Below are 17,198 nucleotides of genomic sequence, written 5' to 3' on the forward strand. Positions count from 1 at the left end.
CTAAACGCGCTCGGCGAGTAGCTCGCCGAGTTCGTCCATCGATGCCACCACGGCATCACAGTGCGGCTCGACCGCTGGCTTCGGTTCGTACCCCACGGCGAAGCCGGCAGTCCGCAGCATCGGCAGGTCGTTCGCGCCGTCGCCGACGGCGACGGTCTCCTCGATGGCGACGCCGGCGTTGTCCGCCACAGCACGAAGCGCGTCGTCTTTGGTTCCCTCGACGAGCGGGCCGGAGACCTCGCCGTTGAGCTGCTCGTCGGCGAATTCGAGCTGGTTGGCGACGATGGCGTCCACGGGTGTATCGGTCCGAGCGAGCACGCTCTCGACGCCGCGGCCGAATCCCCCAGTAACGATTGCGGTCACGATACCGGCGTCGTTCAGTTCTCGGATGGTCTCGCCCGCCCCGGGGCGAAGCTCCACGTTCTCGAAGGCCGCCTCCACGCCCCCGGCCGACAGGCCTTCGAGCAGCGCGACGCGCTCGCGCAGGCTCTCGGCGTACTCGATCTCGTCGTTCATCGCCCGTTCGGTGATGGTTGCCATCTCGTCGGCGACGCCACACTGCTCGCCGAGCAACACGCTCATCTCCGAATCCGAGAGCGTCCCATCGAAATCGAACGCGACCAGTTTCATACGCGCCCATCGGTCCGCCGGGTTCAAAACGTTCGCATCCGCGGTCGCCATCACACAAAATTTATGGGTGAACAGTTGTCAGATTTCCATATGGAAGAACACGATTCGCTGTATTCCCGATTCAAAGCCGACGTGGTCTCGGTCTCGTCGGTCGTGATTCTCGTCGCTGCGGTGCTCGCGCTCGCTGGAGCGTACGCCACGCAGGCGTGGACCGCCGGGGCGGTTTCCGGTGTGGGCGCGCTGTTGGGCGTCGGTATCGGTGTGCCGTCGCTGTACGACGAGTGGAACGCCGACACTACCGCCACCACAGCCCTCCTGTGGGCGGTTCTCGCAAGCGCCGTTGCGCTCGGGTTCTATGTGCTCGTGTTCGTCGGTCTCACATGGCTCGGTGTCAGCAGGAGTCTCGGCGATGGACTCGCTGGCGGAGCGACCGTGGCGCTGGCAATCGCCTTCTCGCTCTATCGGGCGCGAATCGCGTAGCGGCCGGCGAGACGTGCCAATGAAGAAAACGTTAACCCTCCTGCGTCGGTCGTCCTCCCATGAAGGTACTCGTCACGGACCCCATCGCCGAGCCGGGCATCGAACGCCTGCGCGAGGCCGGCCACACCGTCGAAACGGCCTACGACGCCGAGGGTGAGGCCCTCCTCGAAACCGTCGCCGACGCCAATGCCTTGGTCGTGCGCTCGGGGACCGACGTCACGGCCGAACTGCTCGACGCTGCCCCTGACCTCGCCATCGTCGGCCGGGCGGGAATCGGGGTGGACAACATCGACATCGATGCCGCGACCGAACAGGGTGTCATTGTCGCCAACGCCCCCGAGGGCAACGTCCGCGCGGCCGCCGAACACACCGTCGCGATGACGTTCGCCGCCGCGCGCTCGATTCCACAGGCTCACGCCCGCCTCAAAACCGGCGAGTGGGCCAAGGGCGATTATCTGGGTACCGAACTCAACGGCGCGACGCTCGGCATCGTCGGCTTCGGTCGCGTCGGCCAGGAGGTCGCGAAGAAACTCGACGGGCTGGGCATGGACCTCGTTGCCTACGACCCCTACATCTCCGAGGAGCGCGCCGCAAATCTGGGTGCGGAACTCGTCGAGTTGGACGACTGCCTCGCGCGCGCTGACGTGCTCACGATGCACACGCCGTTGACGCCCGAAACGGAGGCCCTCGTCGGCGAGGAGGAACTCGACAGGCTGGGCGATGGCTATCTCATCAACTGTGCGCGCGGCGGCGTCGTCGACGAAGCTGCCCTCGCCGCCGCCGTCGATGACGGCACGCTCGCGGGCGCGGCCATCGACGTCTTCGCCGACGAGCCGCTCGACGCCGACAGTCCGCTGCTGCGCGTCGATGACGTGGTCGTGACGCCCCATCTCGGCGCGAGCACCCACGCCGCACAGGAGAACGTCGCCACCGACATCGCCGACCAAGTCCTGTCGGCGTTCGCCGGCGAACCGGTGATGAACGCCCTCAACGCCCCCTCGATGGACGCGAGCGCGTTCCCCCGGGTCGAGCCGTATCTCGACATCGCCTCGACGGCAGGCAAAATCGCCACTCAACTGCTCGCTGGCCGGGTCGAGGGCGTCGAAATAACCTACGCGGGCGACATCGCGAGCGAGGAGATAGACCTCGTGACCGCGAGCGCGCTCCAAGGGGTGTTCGAACCGCTGGAGTGGCAGGTCAACGCCGTGAACGCCCCGCGCATCGCCGACGAACGCGGTATCGACGTCACCGAATCGAAGACCCACACCGCCGAGGACTTCCAGTCGCTCGTGACGGTGACGGTCACCGATGGCGACACCGAAATCGGCGTTTGTGGCACCCTCTTTGCCGGTGAGGACCCCCGCATCGTCCGTATCGACGGCTTCCGGGTCGATGCGATTCCCTCGGGACACATGCTCGTCGCGCGCAACGAGGACGAACCCGGTCTCATCGGCTTTATTGGAACTGTGCTCGGAGATGCCGACGTCAACATCGCGGGCATGTTCAACGCCCGCGAGACCATCGGGGGCGAGGCGCTGTCGGTCTACAATCTCGACGAACCCGTGACTGAAGAACTCCGCGAGCGCCTCGAAGCCGACGAACGAGTCATCGATACGACATATATCGCGCTGAACGGGACCGAATAGCTCGGCGGGACCATAACTATATAATGGTGGTTCCGTGTAGAGTCTGAGATATGAGTACCGACGGCGGCGAGCCGGACGACCCGACCGACGAGTATGGCGAAGGGCTGGCCGACGACGAGGAGCGAAGCATCGAGTTCTACGGCGGACGGTGGATGAGCGCGCTCCCGCTCGCTTTCTTCGTCGTCTGGGCGGTCTTTCAGAGCGGCGTCCTCCAGATAGGTGACACTACGGGATTGGTCGTGGGCATGCTCATCGCCCTCATCGTGGGCATGCTCTTCGCGAAGGGCGACTGGAAGCAGTACGCGAACACCATCTTCGAGGGGATGACCCAACCCGTGGCGGCGACGGCCATCGTCGCGTGGCTGTGGGCCGGCATGTTCGCTGACACCCTGCAAGCGGGTGGGTTCGTCGACGGTCTCATCTGGGCGGCGCTCGCGCTCAACATCGGTGCGGAGCTGTTCCCGGCGGCGGCGTTCATCCTTGCCGGCCTGCTCGCGACCGGCATCGGCACCGGTTACGGGACCGTCGTCGCGTTCACGACGCTGTTCTTCCCGGCGGGCGTCCTCTTGGGAGCGAACCCGGTGCTCACCTTCGGGGCCATCCTCTCGGGGGCGGTCTTCGGCGACAACCTCGCGCCGGTGAGCGACACGACCATCGTCAGCGCCGTCACACAGAACTCGGACATCGGTGGCGTGGTCTCCTCGCGGTTCAAGTACGCCATCGTCGCGGCGGGTATCGCGCTGCCGGCCTACGTCGTCGCCGGCAACCTCATGGGCGGTCTCGACATCGCGCGACAGGCCGAGGGGTTGCTCGCCCAAAACAGCAATCCGCTCGGTCTCATCCATCTCCTGTCGGTCGCGGTCGTCATCGGTACGGCGATTCAGGGTCGCCACATCGTCGAGGCCATCTCGTGGGGGCTCATCGTCACGGCGATTCTGAACGTCATTACGGGACTGGCGAGCGTGAGCGACATGCTCGTCTTCCGCGCGCCCCAGAACTCCGGTATCGCCCAGTCGCTCTCCTTTCTGCCCTTCATCGAACTCGTGCAGAGCGCCGAGACGGCCGTCGGCGGCAGCCTCTACACCGGCGCGGCCGGTTTCTTCCCGCTCATCGTCCTCACTCTGCTCATCGTCGCCGGCGCGCAGATTCTGGTTCGCGGCGGCGCGTTCGAGGCGATGCAGGACCTGCTGCTCGGGTCGGTCGCCACGAGCGTCCGCCGGGCCGAACTGACGATGGTGCTCGGCACCGCCGGCGTGAACGCGATGATAACCATCAACACCGCCGCCGAGATCGCCATCGCCCCCTACATCGCCCGCATCGGCGAGCGGTTCAACATCAACGGCTACCGCCGCGCGAACATCCTCGATGCGAACACCTCCGCGCTCGGGTATATCTTCCCGTGGGGTGGCGGCCTGCTCGCGGGGTATACCGCGATGCTGGGGTTACCCGAGCAGTACGGCTGGTTCACTCAGTCGATGCTGGTCAATCCGGCGCAGGTCTGGCCGTTCGTCTTCCACGGCTGGTTGCTGTTCTTCGTCTTCATCGTCGCCGCCGTGACCGGCTTCGGACTCGAATACACGGCCGACCGCGAGACCGGTGAGGTGGCGCGGGTATGAGCCGTCTCGCTGCGTTCACCGAAGGGCTGCAATTCCGGACGAACAAACCGACGTTCGAACCCGGAACGGAGTTCAAGGCGTTCGTCACAGGCTACGAGAACGGTGCGGCGCTCGTGCGCCTCGGCGATAGCGTCCTTCGCATCCCCGATGCTGCGTCGGAACTGCTCGACACGCAGGTGCGCATCCGCGTCGAGGAGTTCGACGACAACGACCACACCGGGCGGGCGACGGTGCTCGAAGAACTCGGCGGCGGGTCGTACTGATACCCGTCCCGACAGCTCGACTCCGTTTCCCGTCGCTACTCGCGTGCGAGCTTCGCGTAGATGTCGGCGTGGATTTCACGGTCGATTTCGGCGAGTCGCAGCACCGCTTCGCGTCGTTCTGCATCGGAACCGGCGTTACGCACTCGCTCACGGAGTTCGATACGCTCGTCCCGGTAGCTCGATTCGGTCGATTTGTCATCCATTGTAGCTGCTACCCGCTCAGATGGTCGAGCACCGCTTCGGTGCCGTTGGGTACTGGCTCCGGTTCCGACCCCGCGGCGGCGGCCGCATCGGGGTCCTTCAGGAGATGGCCGGTCGTCAGACAGACCACGTCCTCCTCACTCTCGATGACGCCCTCATCCCGCAGTTTCCGCAGGCCAGCGACGCTCGCGGCGGAAGCGGGTTCGACGCCGACGCCCTCAGCGGCGAGTGAGCGCTGGGCATCCGTGATTTCAGCGTCCGAGACCGCGACTGCGGTGCCGCCGGTCGCGCGGATGCCGGGAATCGCTTTGGGTGCGTTCACCGGATTGCCGATGCGGATGGCCGTCGCGCGCGTCTCGACCGATTCCCAGCGCTCGGTATCGTCCCATCCCTCTTCGATGGCCTCGACCATCGGCGCGGCTCCCTCCGCTTGGACTCCGGTGAGCATCGGCACTTCCTCCTCGGCGAGCGCTCCCGACTGGACGAGTTCGCGGAAGGCCTTGTAGAGCGCCGCCGTGTTGCCGGCGTTGCCCACCGGAAGAACGATGCGGTCGGGAAAGCGACCGTAATCGTCCCGAAACGCTTCGAGAATCTCGAAGCCAATCGTCTTCTGGCCCTCCAGCCGGAAGGGGTTCAACGAGTTGAGCAGGTAGGCCTCGCCGCGTTCGGCGAGGTCGCTCACGATGTCGAGACACGCATCGAAATTGCCGTCGACCTCCAGAATTCGTGCGCCGTGGAGGGCCGCCTGTGCCACTTTCCCGGCGGCGACCTTGCCGGCAGGAAGCAACACGAGCGTTTCCAATCCAGCGCGCCCGCCGTAGGCCGCGAGCGCCGCACTCGTGTTTCCAGTTGAAGCGCAGGCCAGCCGGCTGACATCGAGCTCCTCGGCGACTCGTACCCCGAGAGTCATGCCCCTGTCCTTGAAACTCCCCGTCGGATTCATCCCCTCGTGTTTGACCCTGAGACTGCGGACGTCGAGGTCCGATTCGAGGCGTGGCACCTCGTGGAGCGGCGTATCGCCCTCGGGCAGCGAGACGCCCGATTCGAACGGTAGCGCCGCATCGTAGCGCCAGACGCCACGGCCCGAGAACTCCTCGAAGGTCGGGTACTGCTCGTAGCGCGCTTCGAGCAATCCATCACAGTCGGGACAGCGATACACAGGTATATCGAACGGGGCGAGGCGCTGCCCGCAGTCGATACAGGCGAGCCAGACGCCGCCGTCGGCGCAGTCGGGAGTGGCTGTGGCGAGGTCGAACATGTGCGGGCCACGCAGGGAGACGGCAAAAGTCGGGTGGTTCGCCCACCGCAACCGTGGTACTTACCACCGTGCAGACACAGCTTCGAGTATGAGTTCCGACCGGACGACGCGACGGCGCTATCTCGGCGCGCTCGGGGCGACGCTCGCCGCCTCGTTCGCCGGCTGCTCGGACGTCCTCGGCAGCGAAAATACGACCAACGGCTCGGCCATGACGGCGAGCGCAACGTCCACCCAGTCGAACGCAACGAACGCGAGTCAGTCGGCCGGTCGGAGTCAGTACACGCAAGTGTACCGCGAGACCATCCAGTCGGTCGTTCTCGTCCAAACGACGACCACCGGCGGCCGGAGCGGGCAGGGTTCGGGGTTCGTCTATCGGGACAACTACATCGTGACGAACGCCCACGTCGTCGCCAACACGAGAAACGTTCGCGTCCGCTTTGCGCGCGGGCAGTGGCGCTCGGCGACGGTCGTCGGCACGGACCCCTCAAGCGACCTCGCGGTCATCGAAGTCCAGAACCCACCCCAGTACGCGAAGCCACTCCCGCTGGTCGAGGACCAGCCCGCAATCGGCACGAAGGTGGCCGCCATCGGTAGCCCCTACAGTCTGGAGGGGTCGATAACGTCGGGCATCATCAGCGCGGTGAATCGGTCGATTCCGGCCCCGAACGGGCGGACGATTCCCGATGCCATCCAGACCGACGCGCCGGTCAATCCGGGCAACTCGGGCGGACCACTCCTGAACCTACAGGGCGAGGTCGTCGGCGTCGTCAGCTCCGGCGGCGGCGAGAACCTCGCGTTTGCGGTCTCTGCGGCGCTGATGAAACGGGTGCTGCCGGCACTCATCGAGGACGGTGACTACGACTACGCCTATCTCGGTATCGTTCCACAGACGGTCACGCCGTCGGTCGCCGAGCGGGTCGGTCTCGACCAGCCCCGTGGCGTGCTCGTCCGTAGCGTCCGTTCGGGGACACCCGCCGCCGGCACGCTCAGACAGGGTGACATCGTCCTCGCCATCAACGGCAACCGAATCGACTCCAAGCAGCAACTCTCCTCGTACCTCGCGCTACAGGCATCGCCGGGCGAGACGGTCGACGTCACGGTGCTCAGGAATGGCGAGCGTCGGACCGTCTCGCTCACGCTCGGCAGGCGGCCCGACCAACTGGACGCGTTCGGGCGCACGCCCAGTTCGGGGTAGCTCTCCGTCCTGCGGCTATTCGAGCGCCCCGTCACCGAACTCGTCGATGCGCGAGTGGACGTAGGCGGTCCATTCGTCGAGGGTCTCGTGCATCAGTTCCCTGGTCTCGGGCAGCGGCGTCGCGGTGTACTGATAGACGTGACCGCCGCCGTCGAGCAGTCGGCGACCACGCTCGGCGAGGCCCTTCTCGCGCAGCGTCGAAAGCGACCGGTTGACGTTCGAGCGGTCGCGCTCCAACTCCGCGGCGAGTTCCTCGACGGTGCTTTCCGGCTGGTTGCAGAGCACTCGATAGGTGCGGGTCTCGTGGCGCTGGATGTCGAAGACACAGACCATCACCTCCTCGAATCCCGGCTCGGCATCGAGCATCAGGTCCCGGAAGCGTTGTGGGTCCGGGTCGGTCTCGGCCATACCGCGCGTTCGACGGCTCGGAAGATAAACGTCCGCCCCGCGGTCGTGTGCGACCCGCGCCAATGCGTGGTCTGCGCCAACACGAAACATGGTTATGTCGCCCCGCGGCCTATCGCCTCGCGCATGAGTCAAGAGACACGAACAGAAACGACAGCAACGACCGGCACAGGAATAGCCGACTGGCAGGCGGGCGTCGTCGGGGGGCTGGTCGGCGGCGCGGCGATGGGCGCGATGATAACCATGACGATGCCGTCGGTCATCGAGATGGCCATTCCGGCGCTGTATGGCCTACAGGGTGGACTCGCCGGCTGGGTCGTCCACATGGCCCACAGCGCGGTTCTCGGGGTGGTGTTCGTCGCCATCGCGGCCAACACGGGCCTCGGCCGTGGCATCGGCCGGTCGGCGGTCGCCGGGCTGGTCTATGGAGTCGTCCTCTGGGCGGTGCTCGCGGCGCTCGTGATGCCGATCTGGCTTCAAACCCTCGGCTTCCCCGGCGCGCCACCGTTCCCGAACTTCGCGCTGCCGGGCAGCCTGCCGGCCCACGCCGTCTACGGCGTCCTGCTCGGTGCGCTCGTCCCCTTCCTCGGGAACTAGAGCGCGCCGAGCAGGAAGGCAAGCAGTCCCTTCTGGGCGTGCAGGCGGTTTTCGGCCTGCCGCCAGACGAGCGCACGCTCGCTTTCGATCACGTCGTCGGTGATCTCCTCGCCGCGGTGGGCGGGCAGGCAGTGCAGCACGCGCGCGTCGGTTCCCGACAGGAGGTCCTCGTTCACCTGAAAGCCACTCTCTTCGAAGGCGGCGCGCTTTTCGGCTCCGCCCGTCTCGCCCATGCTCACCCAGACGTCGGTGTACACTGCATCGGCATCGGCGACCGCTTTCTCGGGGTCGTCGGTCGTCGTGGGTCGCGCGCCGAGGTCGCCGGCCCGCGCCAGCACGTCGTCGTCGATGCCATACTCGTCGGGTGTCGCCACCGTGAGGTCAACTCCCGCAAGCGCACAGCCCAATACGAGGGACTGAGCGACGTTGTTGCCGTCGCCGACCCACGCAACCCGCGAATCGAACCCGACCGTCTCGCGGACCGTGAGGAGGTCGGCAAGCGTCTGGCAGGGGTGGGCGTCGTCCGTGAGACCGTTGACGATGGGTACTGTGGCGTGGGCAGCGAGTTCGTCGAGGTCATCGTGGTCGAACAGCCGCACCATCGCACAGTCGACGTAGCCCGAGAGCGTGCGCGCGGTGTCCTTGAGCGGTTCGCGCTCGCCGAGACCGATGTCGTCCGGCCCGAGGAAGATGGCGTGGCCATCCAATTGGGTCATCCCGGTCTCGAAGGAGATTCGGGTTCGGGTGCTCGGTTTCTCGAAGACCATTCCGAGCGTCTGGCGTTCGAGCAGCGGTTCGCGCTCGCCGCGACGGACCTGTGATTTGAGTTCGCCCGCCGCATCGAGTACGCTTTCGAGTTCGCCCGCCGAGAGGTCGTCGATGTCGGTGAAATGTCGAGTCATTCGTCCTCCGCGAGCCGTTCGGCGACGGTTTCGAGCACTCCAATACTCCTCTCGAACTCGATGAGTGAGAGGCGTTCGTCGGGCGCGTGGTCGAGGTCGGAATCGCCCGGTCCGTAGGTGACCATCGGGCAGTCCCACGCCCGATAGACGTTCATGTCGCTGGTGCCCGTCTTGCGGAGGCTGCGCGGCTCGCCACCTGCCTCCCGAATCGCCGCGCGGAACGCGCTTGCGAGCGGTGTTCGGGGACTCGTCATGACGGGCGAGACTTCATCGTGCCAGCGGACGGTCCCGCCATCGAGTTCGCCGTCGGCCATCTCGCGCACCTCGTCAGTAGTGAGACCTGGCGGAACCCGAAGTTGAACGTCCATCGTCGCCTCGACCGAGAGACCGTCGTCGCTCACGCCGCCCGCGATGGCGGTGGCCTTCGGCGTGACGCGCTCGAAAACCGGCGTCCACTCCTCGTCATCGTCGGCCACGGCCGTCCCCACTCGATGCCACCACTCCATCGCGTCCTCGATGGCGTTGTTCTCGGGTCGGGAGGTGTGGCCAGACTCGCTCGTGGCGACGTAGGTGCCCGCGAGCAGGCCCCGATAGCCGAAGGTGACGCCGTCCCAGCCCGATGGCTCACCGTTGACCACAGTTCCCGGTGACTCCCGCGTCGCGACGAGATGGCGCGCGCCTTCGGAATCGGTCTCCTCGCCGACGACGCCCGCGAAGCTTACCCCTGTGCGCACGGCCGCGACCGCCATCGCCGCGAGCGGTCCCGTGGCATCGACGCTCCCCCGGCCCCAGAGAACTTCCTCGCTTCCTTCTTCCTCGACCCAGACCGGTATCTCGCCGGGTACGGTGTCGATGTGGGAGGTCAGCAGCAGCGAATCGTCCGCGGGTGCGCGGACGTTGCCGGCTTCGTCGATGGTTGCCTCACGTCCGTGTGTCTCGAAGAACTCGACGAGTTGCTCGGCGCATTCCTCCTCTTCGCCGGTCGGCGAGGGGGTTTCGACGAGCGAGACGAGCAGGTCGCGCGCTTGGCCCGTGGAAACTCCCGAAACGCTCTCGCTCACGAATCCCCTCCGCACACGGCCACGAGTGCTTCGACAATCCGGTCGGCGTCCTCTCTGTTCATCACCAGCGGCGGGAGCAGCCTGACGACCGACCGACCGGCCGGCAGCGCGAGGATGTCGTGTTCGAGCGCGAGGTCGCGGAGGACGCGGTTGGCCCCGCGTTTCACCTCGATGCCGACCATCAGCCCCATCCCACGGATTTCGCGGACGTCGTCGCCGACCGCTGCACGCAACTCCCTTTCGAGGTAGTCGCCCACCTCCGCGGCGTGCGTTGGTACGTCCTCCTCGACCAGCGTCGAGAGCGTGGCGTCGATGGCGGCACTCACGACCGGCCCGCCACTGAACGTCGCATTGTGCGAGCCGTGGTCGTCGGCGACCCAGTCAGCGCACAGCGCCGTTCCGGCGGGCAGGCCGTTCGCCAGCCCCTTCGCCGTCGTGAGCACGTCCGGAGTCACGCCGTCGTGCCCGCAGGCCCACAGCTTCCCTGTCCTCCCCATCCCGGTCTGGACCTCATCGAGAACCAGCGCCGCACCCGCCCGCTCTGTCCGTTCGCGCGCCGCCGCGAGATACCCCTCTGGCGGACGGTTGATGCCACCTTCGCCCTGTATGGGTTCGAGAATGAGCGCGGCGGTCTCGTCGTCCACCGCATCGGCGAGTGCCTCACTATCTCCATAAGCGACGAACTCCACATCCCCGATGAGCGGCTCGTAGGGGTCGCGGTACTCGCTGTTCCACGTGGTCGCGAGCGCGCCCATCGTTCGGCCGTGAAAGCCCTGCATCGTGGCGACGATCTTCGATCTTCCCGTGGCGCTCCGGGCGAATTTCAAGGCTGCTTCGTTCGCCTCGGTGCCCGAATTGCAGAGCCAGACGTTTTCCAACCCCTCGGGGGCGGCCGCTTCGAGCGCCGCGTTCGCCCGCTCGCGCGCCTCCACGGGATAGGAGGCCTGCACGAACGTCAGTCGCTCCAACTGCTCGCGGGCCGCCTCGGTCACGCTCGGATGACTGTGGCCGAGCGGCGTGCAGGCGTAACTCGCCCCACAGTCGAGATATTGGGTTCCATCTTCGCCGTAGAGGTGAACGCCCTCGCCGCGTTCGAGTCGAATCGGCTTTTCGCTATGGACGAACCCGCTCATGGCTCGCCCTCCCCGAGCACGCCGGGCAGGAGATGCGTGCCGCCGCCGCCGTCGAGCGCCGAACGGATGGGGCTCTCAGTATTGGCGTCCGCGACGACGACCGACGCCGCACCGCCGTCGAGCGCCTCCGTGGCCGCCATCACCTTCTTGCCCATGAACCCTTGCGCAGCGCTCTCGACCCGTTCGAGGTCCGCGGGCGTTGCCGCGCGCTCGATGAGTGTCGTCTCGTCGTCGGGGCTTTCGAGCACGCCCGGCACGTCGGTCAGCACGACCAAGGTCGCCTCCAGCGCACCGGCGACCGCCGCGGCCGCGCGGTCGGCGTCGGCGTTGACAGGAGTATGGTCGTCGGCGATCATCGGCACCGTCACTACTGGTGTATAGCCGTCCGCGAGCAGCGATTCGAGCAGGTCGTCGTTGACCGACTCGATCTTTCCCGAGTGTTCGCCGCGGCGGATCTTCGTCTTGCCATCTTCGACGACTTTCACGGCGGACTTCCGCGAGCCGGTCAGTAGCCCGCCATCGACGCCCGAGAGGCCGAGGGCGTTCACACCGCACTTTCGTAACTGTGCCGTGAGGTCGGTGTTCAACTTCCCCGGTAAGACCATCTCGAAGACCTCCATCGTGCGCTCGTCGGTGAACCGTCCCATAACCCCATTCGGGGTCTCGACGTATTCGGGCTCGTCGCCCAACGCTTCGAGCGTTTCGTCGACGGCCGTCGAACCGCCGTGAACCACGACACAGTCCTCACCTTCGTCGGTCAGGGCCGTCACGTCCGCGACGGCTCCGGCCGGATTTACTGCCCGTGCGCCGCCGACCTTCACGACGACCGTCATCAGGGCGCTCCCACGGGATGCAATCCCTGAAAATCGAGTCCGGCAGTCTCCTCGAATCCATGGGCAATGTTCGCCGCGTGGACGGCCTGTCCCGCCGACCCCTTCATCATGTTGTCGATGGCCGAAAAGACGACGATGCGTTCGTTGCCGGGGTCGAGTTCGAAGCCGACCTCCGCATGGTTCGTTCCGGCGACCGCCTTCGGCTCAGGATAGCGATACACGCCCGACCCGCCGGCCACGAGCCGCACGAACGGCTCATCGTCGTAGGTCTCGCGGAAGGCTCCCCAGAGGTCGCCGCTCGTGACCGGCTCGTCTGGAAAGACGTGACAGGTAGCCGATGCTCCCCGTACCATGTCGACCGCGTGCGCCGAAAACGCCGTCTCGCAGCCGAACTCGGCTTCGATTTCGGCCTCGTGACGGTGGCCCGTCGGCGCGTACGGTCTGACGACGCCCGAGCGCTCGGGATGCGATGAGGCTGCGCCACCGCCTGCGCCGCCTTCGGAGGAGCCGACCTTGACGTCGACGACGATTCGCTCGTCGCCATCGAGAATGCCGCCGTCGAACAGCGGTGCGAGTCCCAAAATCGTGGCGGTCGCGTTGCAGCCACCCGCCGCGATGAGCGACGCACCCGGCAGTTCCTCGCGGTTGCGTTCGGGGAGCGCGTACACCGACTCGTCGAGCAGCTCGGGCTGACTGTGGCCGTCGTACCATTCGTCGTATTCGGCTTCGCTGCTCAACCTGAAGTCGGCGCTCAGGTCGACGACCGTGTCGGCCGCCTCCCGAAAAGCGTCGATGTGCTCCATCGAGACTCCATGTGGGGTGGCGGCGAACAGCACGTCTACGCCATCGAGGTCGGCCGGTTCGCTGAAGCGCAAATCGAGGTCCCGGAGGTTGGGATGGACGCTTCCAACCGTCCTGTTCGCGTACTCGCGGCTGGTCGCCTGTGTGACTTCGAACTCGGGATGACCCGCGAGCAGGCGCAGGAGTTCGCCGCCGGTGAATCCGCTCGCCCCGACTACTGATGTGGTGTAACTCATCGACTCAGACTCCCGCTGTCTTCATGCTGGGACCTCTGCCGGGTCGGCCGTCTCCGCTTTGGTTTCGAGCCAGTCGACCACGCGCGCGGGAACGTCCACGTCGGTTGCCTCACTGAGCGCCTTGAACTCCACAGTATGGTTCACCTCGTGAACCGTATAGGAATCGCCGGTCTCCATCAGGTCCACACCAAGGAGTCCGCCGCCGACCGCGTCGCTCGCGCGAGCCACGAGGTCGCGGGCCTCGTCGTCGAGTTCGAAGCTCGTGGCTTCGGCTCCCTTCGAGGCGTTGGTGAGCCAGTGGTCCGACGAGCGCGCCTCCGCCGCCACGGGTTCACCATCGGTACTCAGAACCCGGATGTCGCGGCCGGGCTTCTCGACGAACTCCTGAATGTAAAAGACCTTGTGCTCGTAGTGACCCAAGGTGGCTTTGTGCTCAAGAATCGCCTCGGCGGCGCTTCTGGAGTCGATCTTCGCCATCAGCCGGCCCCACGAGCCGATGACGGGTTTGAGCACACAGGGGTAGCCGAACGCTTCGATACACTCCATCGCGCTCTCTTTGGTGAAGGCGACCTCCGTCCGCGGCGTCGGAATCCCGGCTCCAGCGAGCGCGAGGCTGTTTTTGGCCTTGTCGGCACAGACGTCGGCGGTCTCGGGGCTGTTGACCACGGGAATCCCGTAGGCCGCGAGGAACTGCGTCGCGTACCGGCTCCGGCTGGTCGCCAGACAGCGGTCGACGACGAGGTCCACGTCCGCAAACGCCGCTGGCGGCTCCGAGAGACCGAAGCGCTGGTCGCGCACGTCGACCTTCACGACCTCGTGGCCGCGCTCGCGCAGCTCGGCAAGCAGGAGCTTTTCGTCCCGCCTGATGCGCGAGTAGAGGACGCCTATCTTCACGCTTACTCCCCCCAGTCTTCTTCGAGTTCGGGGGCGGTTTCGAGGTCCACAGGATTGGTGGCGACCACTTCGAGCTCGCCGCCGCAGGTGCCACAGTCGATGATTTCGCCGGTCTCGACGTCGTCGTGCAGGGACAGCTCGGCCCCGCATTCGGGACAGTTCACCATTGTGTCCCCACCTCACCCGTGAATCGGCTTAAACCCTTCGAACTTGTCTGATAACTTACAAAAATCGCAGACGGCTCTCGGCGTCGAAATCGGGCGGTTCGCTCGGTTCGTCGGTATCGACGAAGTGAAATGTTCCCCCTCGCGGGGGCGGTCGCTCAGGCATATCCACCCACCTCCGTTTCGAGTGCGCTTTCGGCCGCCACGAGGCGCTCGCGGTGCTCCGTGAGTCGCTCCCGGTCGTCCTCGATATCGGTTTCCATCCCACCGAGTGCCGCTTCGACCGCCGTGGGCGCAGGCCCACCGACGGAATCGCGACTCGCCACGCTCGCGTCCGCGTCGAGCGTCGACTCGACGGTCTCACGCTCGACATACGACGAGAGCGAGTCGTCGAGTACCGCGTTCGCAGCACTCTCGATGGCGGCGTAGTCCGCGCCGTCCTCGGCTGCCTGCGCCAGAATCTCGTGGGCCGTGCGGAACGGGATTCCGTGTATGGCGAGTAGGTCGGCGACGCCGGTTGCGGTCGCAAACCCATCGCCTGCCGCCGTAGCCAGCGCCTCCCCGTTCCACGTCGCGGTTGCGACCGCCCCTGCCGCCACCTCCGTCGCGGGGACGACCGCATCGACGGCGCTCCAGATGTGGGGCGTCGCCTCCTGGAGGTCACGGTTGTACGCCCGTGGAAGCCCTTTGAGCGTCGTCAACAAACCATTGAGACCGGCGCTCGCGGTGCCGGCGCTCGCCCGAACGAGTTCGAGCGTGTCAGGGTTCTTCTTCTGGGGCATGATGGACGACGTCGAGGCGTAATCGTCGTCGACATCGAGATAGCCGTCGGCGGCGAACTCCACGAGGTCCGTCGCAAGCCCCGAGAGCGTCACCGAGAGGGTCACCAGCGCGCTCGCCGCTTCGACGAGGAAGTCCCGCGTCGAGACCGCGTCCATCGAATTGCCGAGCACGCCGTCGAACCCGAGCAGGTCGGCGGTGCGCTCGCGGTCGATAGAGAAGGGCGTTCCCGCAAACGCCGCCGTGCCGAGCGGCGAGCGGTTCGTCCGGTCGTATGCCCGGCACAGGCGGGCCGTGTCGCGCCCGAGCGCCTGCGCATACGACGACAGGAAATGCCCCACGGTCGTCGGCTGGGCGGGCTGGCGGTGCGTGTAGCCGGGCATCGTCGTCTCGGTGTGTGCGTGTGCCTCCTCGACGAGCGCCTCTCGAAGCACGAGCGTCGCTTCCACACCGTCAAGGAGGTCCTCGCGCAGACGATACCGGATGCACGTCGCCACCTCGTCGTTGCGGCTCCGGGCGGTGTGCATCCGACCACCCGTCTCGCCGACACGCTCGATGACTGCCGTCTCGATGGCGGCATGGATGTCCTCGCCCTCCAGCGCGTCGTAGCCCGTCCGCTCGATATCGGCGAGCGCCGCCAAAATAGCGCTCGCGCTCTCGCCATCGATGATATCCTGTTCGGCGAGCATCACGACGTGTGCGCGGTCGACCGCGAGGTCGGCCGCGAACAGGCGTTCGTCCGCGTCCATCGAGGAGAGAAAACCACGGGCGGGACCGCCGCTGAAGCGTTCGCGCCGCACCACGTCGCCGCTCTCCTCGCCCATCTCAGTTCTCCCCGTTTTCCGTACCGCCGTCGACGGCCGCTTCGGTCTCTTCGGCACTTTCGATGACCTGTCCGGCCAGCCGCGACTGGAAGCCGTGATATTTCGCTACGCCCGTGGCGTCGTTCTGTTCGATGCCGCCGCCGACGTCGGCGGTGTTGAACGAGGCCGCCGAGGCCGAATACACCCCATACTCGCTCTCGCGGCCCACCGGACGGGCCTGTCCCCCCTCCAGTTTGATGGTCACAGTTCCCGTGACGCGCTTTTGGGTCGAATCGATGAACCCCTCCAGCGCGTCGACCAGCGGCGCGGCGAGCAACCCTTCATACGCTTTCTCGGCCCACTCGTGGTCGACTTGCTTCTTGAAACTCCGTTCCTCCTTGGTGAGCACGAGGTCTTCGAGGGCTGCGTGGGCATTCAGAAGAACTGTCGCCGCGGGATGCTCGTAGTTCTCGCGGACCTTCAGCCCGAGCATCCGGTCTTCCATCAGGTCCGTGCGCCCGACGCCGCGTGCGCCCGCGACCGCGTTGAGTCGCTCGATGAGGTCGATTGCACCGATATCTTCGCCGTCCAGCGCGACGGGGTAGCCCTCCTTGAACTCGATTTCGAGCAGTTCGTGCCCGCCTTCGGGGGACTGGGTCCAGTCGTAGATGTCCTCGGGCGGCACGTAGGAAGGCTCTTCGAGGTCCGACCCCTCGACCGAGCGGCTCCAGAGATTCGTGTCGATGCTCCACGCGCCGCCGTCGCCGCCCTCCACGGGCAAATCGCGCTCGGCGGCGTAGGCCTGTTCGGCCTCGCGGGTGAGACCGAGCTCACGCACGGGCGCGACGACGTCGAGGTCCGAGGCGCGCCACACAGTTTCAAACCTGAGTTGGTCGTTGCCCTTGCCCGTGCAGCCGTGGGCGAGCGCGGTACAATCGTTTTCGAGTGCGACGTCGAGGATGGTCTGTGCGATGACGGGTCTGGCGAGCGCCGTGCCGAGGGGGTAGCCCTGATAGGTGGCGTTCGCGCGGACGGCGTCGAGACAGGTTGCGGCGAAGGCCTCGCGGGCGTCGACCACGTGGTGTTCGAGGTCGAGCGCGGCGGCGGTTTCTTCGGCTTCGTCGAATTCGTCCTCCGGCTGGCCGACGTCGACGGTGACGCCGACGACCTCGTCGAAGTCGTATTCCTCTTCGAGAATCGGGACGCAGACGGTCGTATCAAGCCCGCCGGAGAAGGCGAGCGCGATGCGGTCGGTCGAGTCGGGTGTTGAGTGTGTCATCTGGTGGGTGGTGGATAGTTC

At 66.3% G+C, this 17,198-nt stretch carries 19 protein-coding genes; 6 read left to right on the top strand and 13 right to left on the bottom strand.

Features of this window, described 5'->3' with window-relative positions; all coding sequences use genetic code 11:
* The gene (serB, locus tag ACQUQO_RS11715) at positions 1–630 is read right to left on the bottom strand and encodes a phosphoserine phosphatase SerB (protein ID WP_435078201.1); all 630 of its coding nucleotides are present in this window, start codon (positions 628–630) and stop codon (positions 1–3) included.
* A 90-nt stretch (positions 631–720) separates the two neighbouring features.
* Here serB and ACQUQO_RS11720 point away from each other — a divergent pair, with 90 nt between their 5' ends.
* From ACQUQO_RS11720 to ACQUQO_RS11735, 4 genes are read left to right on the top strand one after another with little or no spacing between them, the layout of a single operon-like run.
* Positions 721–1,110, top strand: coding sequence for a hypothetical protein (locus tag ACQUQO_RS11720; protein WP_435078202.1), 390 nt, complete (start codon positions 721–723; stop codon positions 1,108–1,110).
* Positions 1,111–1,169: 59 nt separating this feature from the next.
* Positions 1,170–2,756, top strand: a complete 1,587-nt coding sequence (gene serA / locus ACQUQO_RS11725; protein ID WP_435078203.1) for a phosphoglycerate dehydrogenase — start codon at positions 1,170–1,172, stop codon at positions 2,754–2,756.
* 50 nt (positions 2,757–2,806) lie between these two features.
* Entirely contained in the window at positions 2,807–4,372 is a 1,566-nt protein-coding gene (locus tag ACQUQO_RS11730) for a Na+/H+ antiporter NhaC family protein (RefSeq protein ID WP_435078204.1), read from the top strand.
* Positions 4,369–4,635: a DUF7513 family protein gene (locus ACQUQO_RS11735; protein ID WP_435078206.1), complete on the top strand. Its 267-nt coding sequence runs from the start codon at positions 4,369–4,371 to the stop codon at positions 4,633–4,635. Before ACQUQO_RS11730 ends, ACQUQO_RS11735 begins: the two co-directional genes overlap by 4 nt.
* A 35-nt stretch (positions 4,636–4,670) precedes the next feature.
* Here the strand turns inward: ACQUQO_RS11735 and ACQUQO_RS11740 are convergent, their stop codons facing one another.
* Positions 4,671–4,838 (bottom strand): hypothetical protein, encoded by a 168-nt coding sequence (locus ACQUQO_RS11740; protein ID WP_435078207.1) that lies wholly within the window; start codon positions 4,836–4,838, stop codon positions 4,671–4,673.
* Positions 4,839–4,846: 8 nt separating this feature from the next.
* Positions 4,847–6,094: a threonine synthase gene (thrC, locus tag ACQUQO_RS11745; RefSeq protein WP_435078208.1), complete on the bottom strand. Its 1,248-nt coding sequence runs from the start codon at positions 6,092–6,094 to the stop codon at positions 4,847–4,849.
* A gap of 88 nt (positions 6,095–6,182) precedes the next feature.
* On the opposite strand from thrC, the gene ACQUQO_RS11750 reads away from it, so the two are divergent.
* Positions 6,183–7,289 (top strand): S1C family serine protease, encoded by a 1,107-nt coding sequence (locus ACQUQO_RS11750; protein ID WP_435078209.1) that lies wholly within the window; start codon positions 6,183–6,185, stop codon positions 7,287–7,289.
* Positions 7,290–7,304: 15 nt separating this feature from the next.
* On the opposite strand, the gene ACQUQO_RS11755 is transcribed toward ACQUQO_RS11750, so the two are convergent.
* On the bottom strand, positions 7,305–7,697 hold the full coding sequence (locus tag ACQUQO_RS11755) for a helix-turn-helix domain-containing protein (RefSeq protein WP_435078210.1): 393 nt from the start codon (positions 7,695–7,697) through the stop codon (positions 7,305–7,307).
* 123 nt (positions 7,698–7,820) lie between these two features.
* On the opposite strand from ACQUQO_RS11755, the gene ACQUQO_RS11760 reads away from it, so the two are divergent.
* Positions 7,821–8,291, top strand: a complete 471-nt coding sequence (locus ACQUQO_RS11760; RefSeq protein WP_435078211.1) for a histidine kinase — start codon at positions 7,821–7,823, stop codon at positions 8,289–8,291.
* Here the strand turns inward: ACQUQO_RS11760 and argF are convergent.
* The 9 genes from argF to ACQUQO_RS11805 form a co-directional block, all read right to left on the bottom strand.
* Positions 8,288–9,193 carry an ornithine carbamoyltransferase gene (argF, locus tag ACQUQO_RS11765; protein ID WP_435078212.1) on the bottom strand — a complete coding sequence of 302 codons (906 nt, stop codon included), beginning with the start codon at positions 9,191–9,193 and terminating at the stop codon, positions 8,288–8,290. The genes ACQUQO_RS11760 and argF overlap by 4 nt on opposite strands.
* Positions 9,190–10,254, bottom strand: coding sequence for a [LysW]-lysine hydrolase (locus ACQUQO_RS11770; protein ID WP_435078213.1), 1,065 nt, complete (start codon positions 10,252–10,254; stop codon positions 9,190–9,192). Before ACQUQO_RS11770 ends, argF begins: the two co-directional genes overlap by 4 nt.
* Positions 10,251–11,387 (bottom strand): aspartate aminotransferase family protein, encoded by a 1,137-nt coding sequence (locus tag ACQUQO_RS11775; protein ID WP_435078214.1) that lies wholly within the window; start codon positions 11,385–11,387, stop codon positions 10,251–10,253. Before ACQUQO_RS11775 ends, ACQUQO_RS11770 begins: the two co-directional genes overlap by 4 nt.
* Entirely contained in the window at positions 11,384–12,220 is an 837-nt protein-coding gene (locus tag ACQUQO_RS11780; RefSeq protein WP_435078215.1) for an acetylglutamate/acetylaminoadipate kinase, read from the bottom strand. Before ACQUQO_RS11780 ends, ACQUQO_RS11775 begins: the two co-directional genes overlap by 4 nt.
* On the bottom strand, positions 12,220–13,257 hold the full coding sequence (argC, locus tag ACQUQO_RS11785) for an N-acetyl-gamma-glutamyl-phosphate reductase (RefSeq protein WP_435078216.1): 1,038 nt from the start codon (positions 13,255–13,257) through the stop codon (positions 12,220–12,222). Before argC ends, ACQUQO_RS11780 begins: the two co-directional genes overlap by 1 nt.
* A 21-nt stretch (positions 13,258–13,278) precedes the next feature.
* Complete coding sequence (lysX, locus tag ACQUQO_RS11790; RefSeq protein ID WP_435078217.1) at positions 13,279–14,151, bottom strand: lysine biosynthesis protein LysX; 873 nt, start codon at positions 14,149–14,151, stop codon at positions 13,279–13,281.
* 2 nt (positions 14,152–14,153) lie between these two features.
* Entirely contained in the window at positions 14,154–14,318 is a 165-nt protein-coding gene (lysW, locus tag ACQUQO_RS11795; protein ID WP_435078218.1) for a lysine biosynthesis protein LysW, read from the bottom strand.
* 155 nt (positions 14,319–14,473) lie between these two features.
* Positions 14,474–15,919, bottom strand: a complete 1,446-nt coding sequence (gene argH, locus ACQUQO_RS11800) for an argininosuccinate lyase (RefSeq protein ID WP_435078219.1) — start codon at positions 15,917–15,919, stop codon at positions 14,474–14,476.
* A 1-nt stretch (position 15,920) separates the two neighbouring features.
* Positions 15,921–17,177, bottom strand: a complete 1,257-nt coding sequence (locus ACQUQO_RS11805; protein WP_435078220.1) for an argininosuccinate synthase — start codon at positions 17,175–17,177, stop codon at positions 15,921–15,923.
* Positions 17,178–17,198 lie beyond the last annotated feature (21 nt).

Origin of the sequence: Halococcus sp. AFM35, from assembly GCF_051195015.1 — an archaeon.
In the GTDB taxonomy this organism is placed as follows: domain Archaea; phylum Halobacteriota; class Halobacteria; order Halobacteriales; family Halococcaceae; genus Halococcus.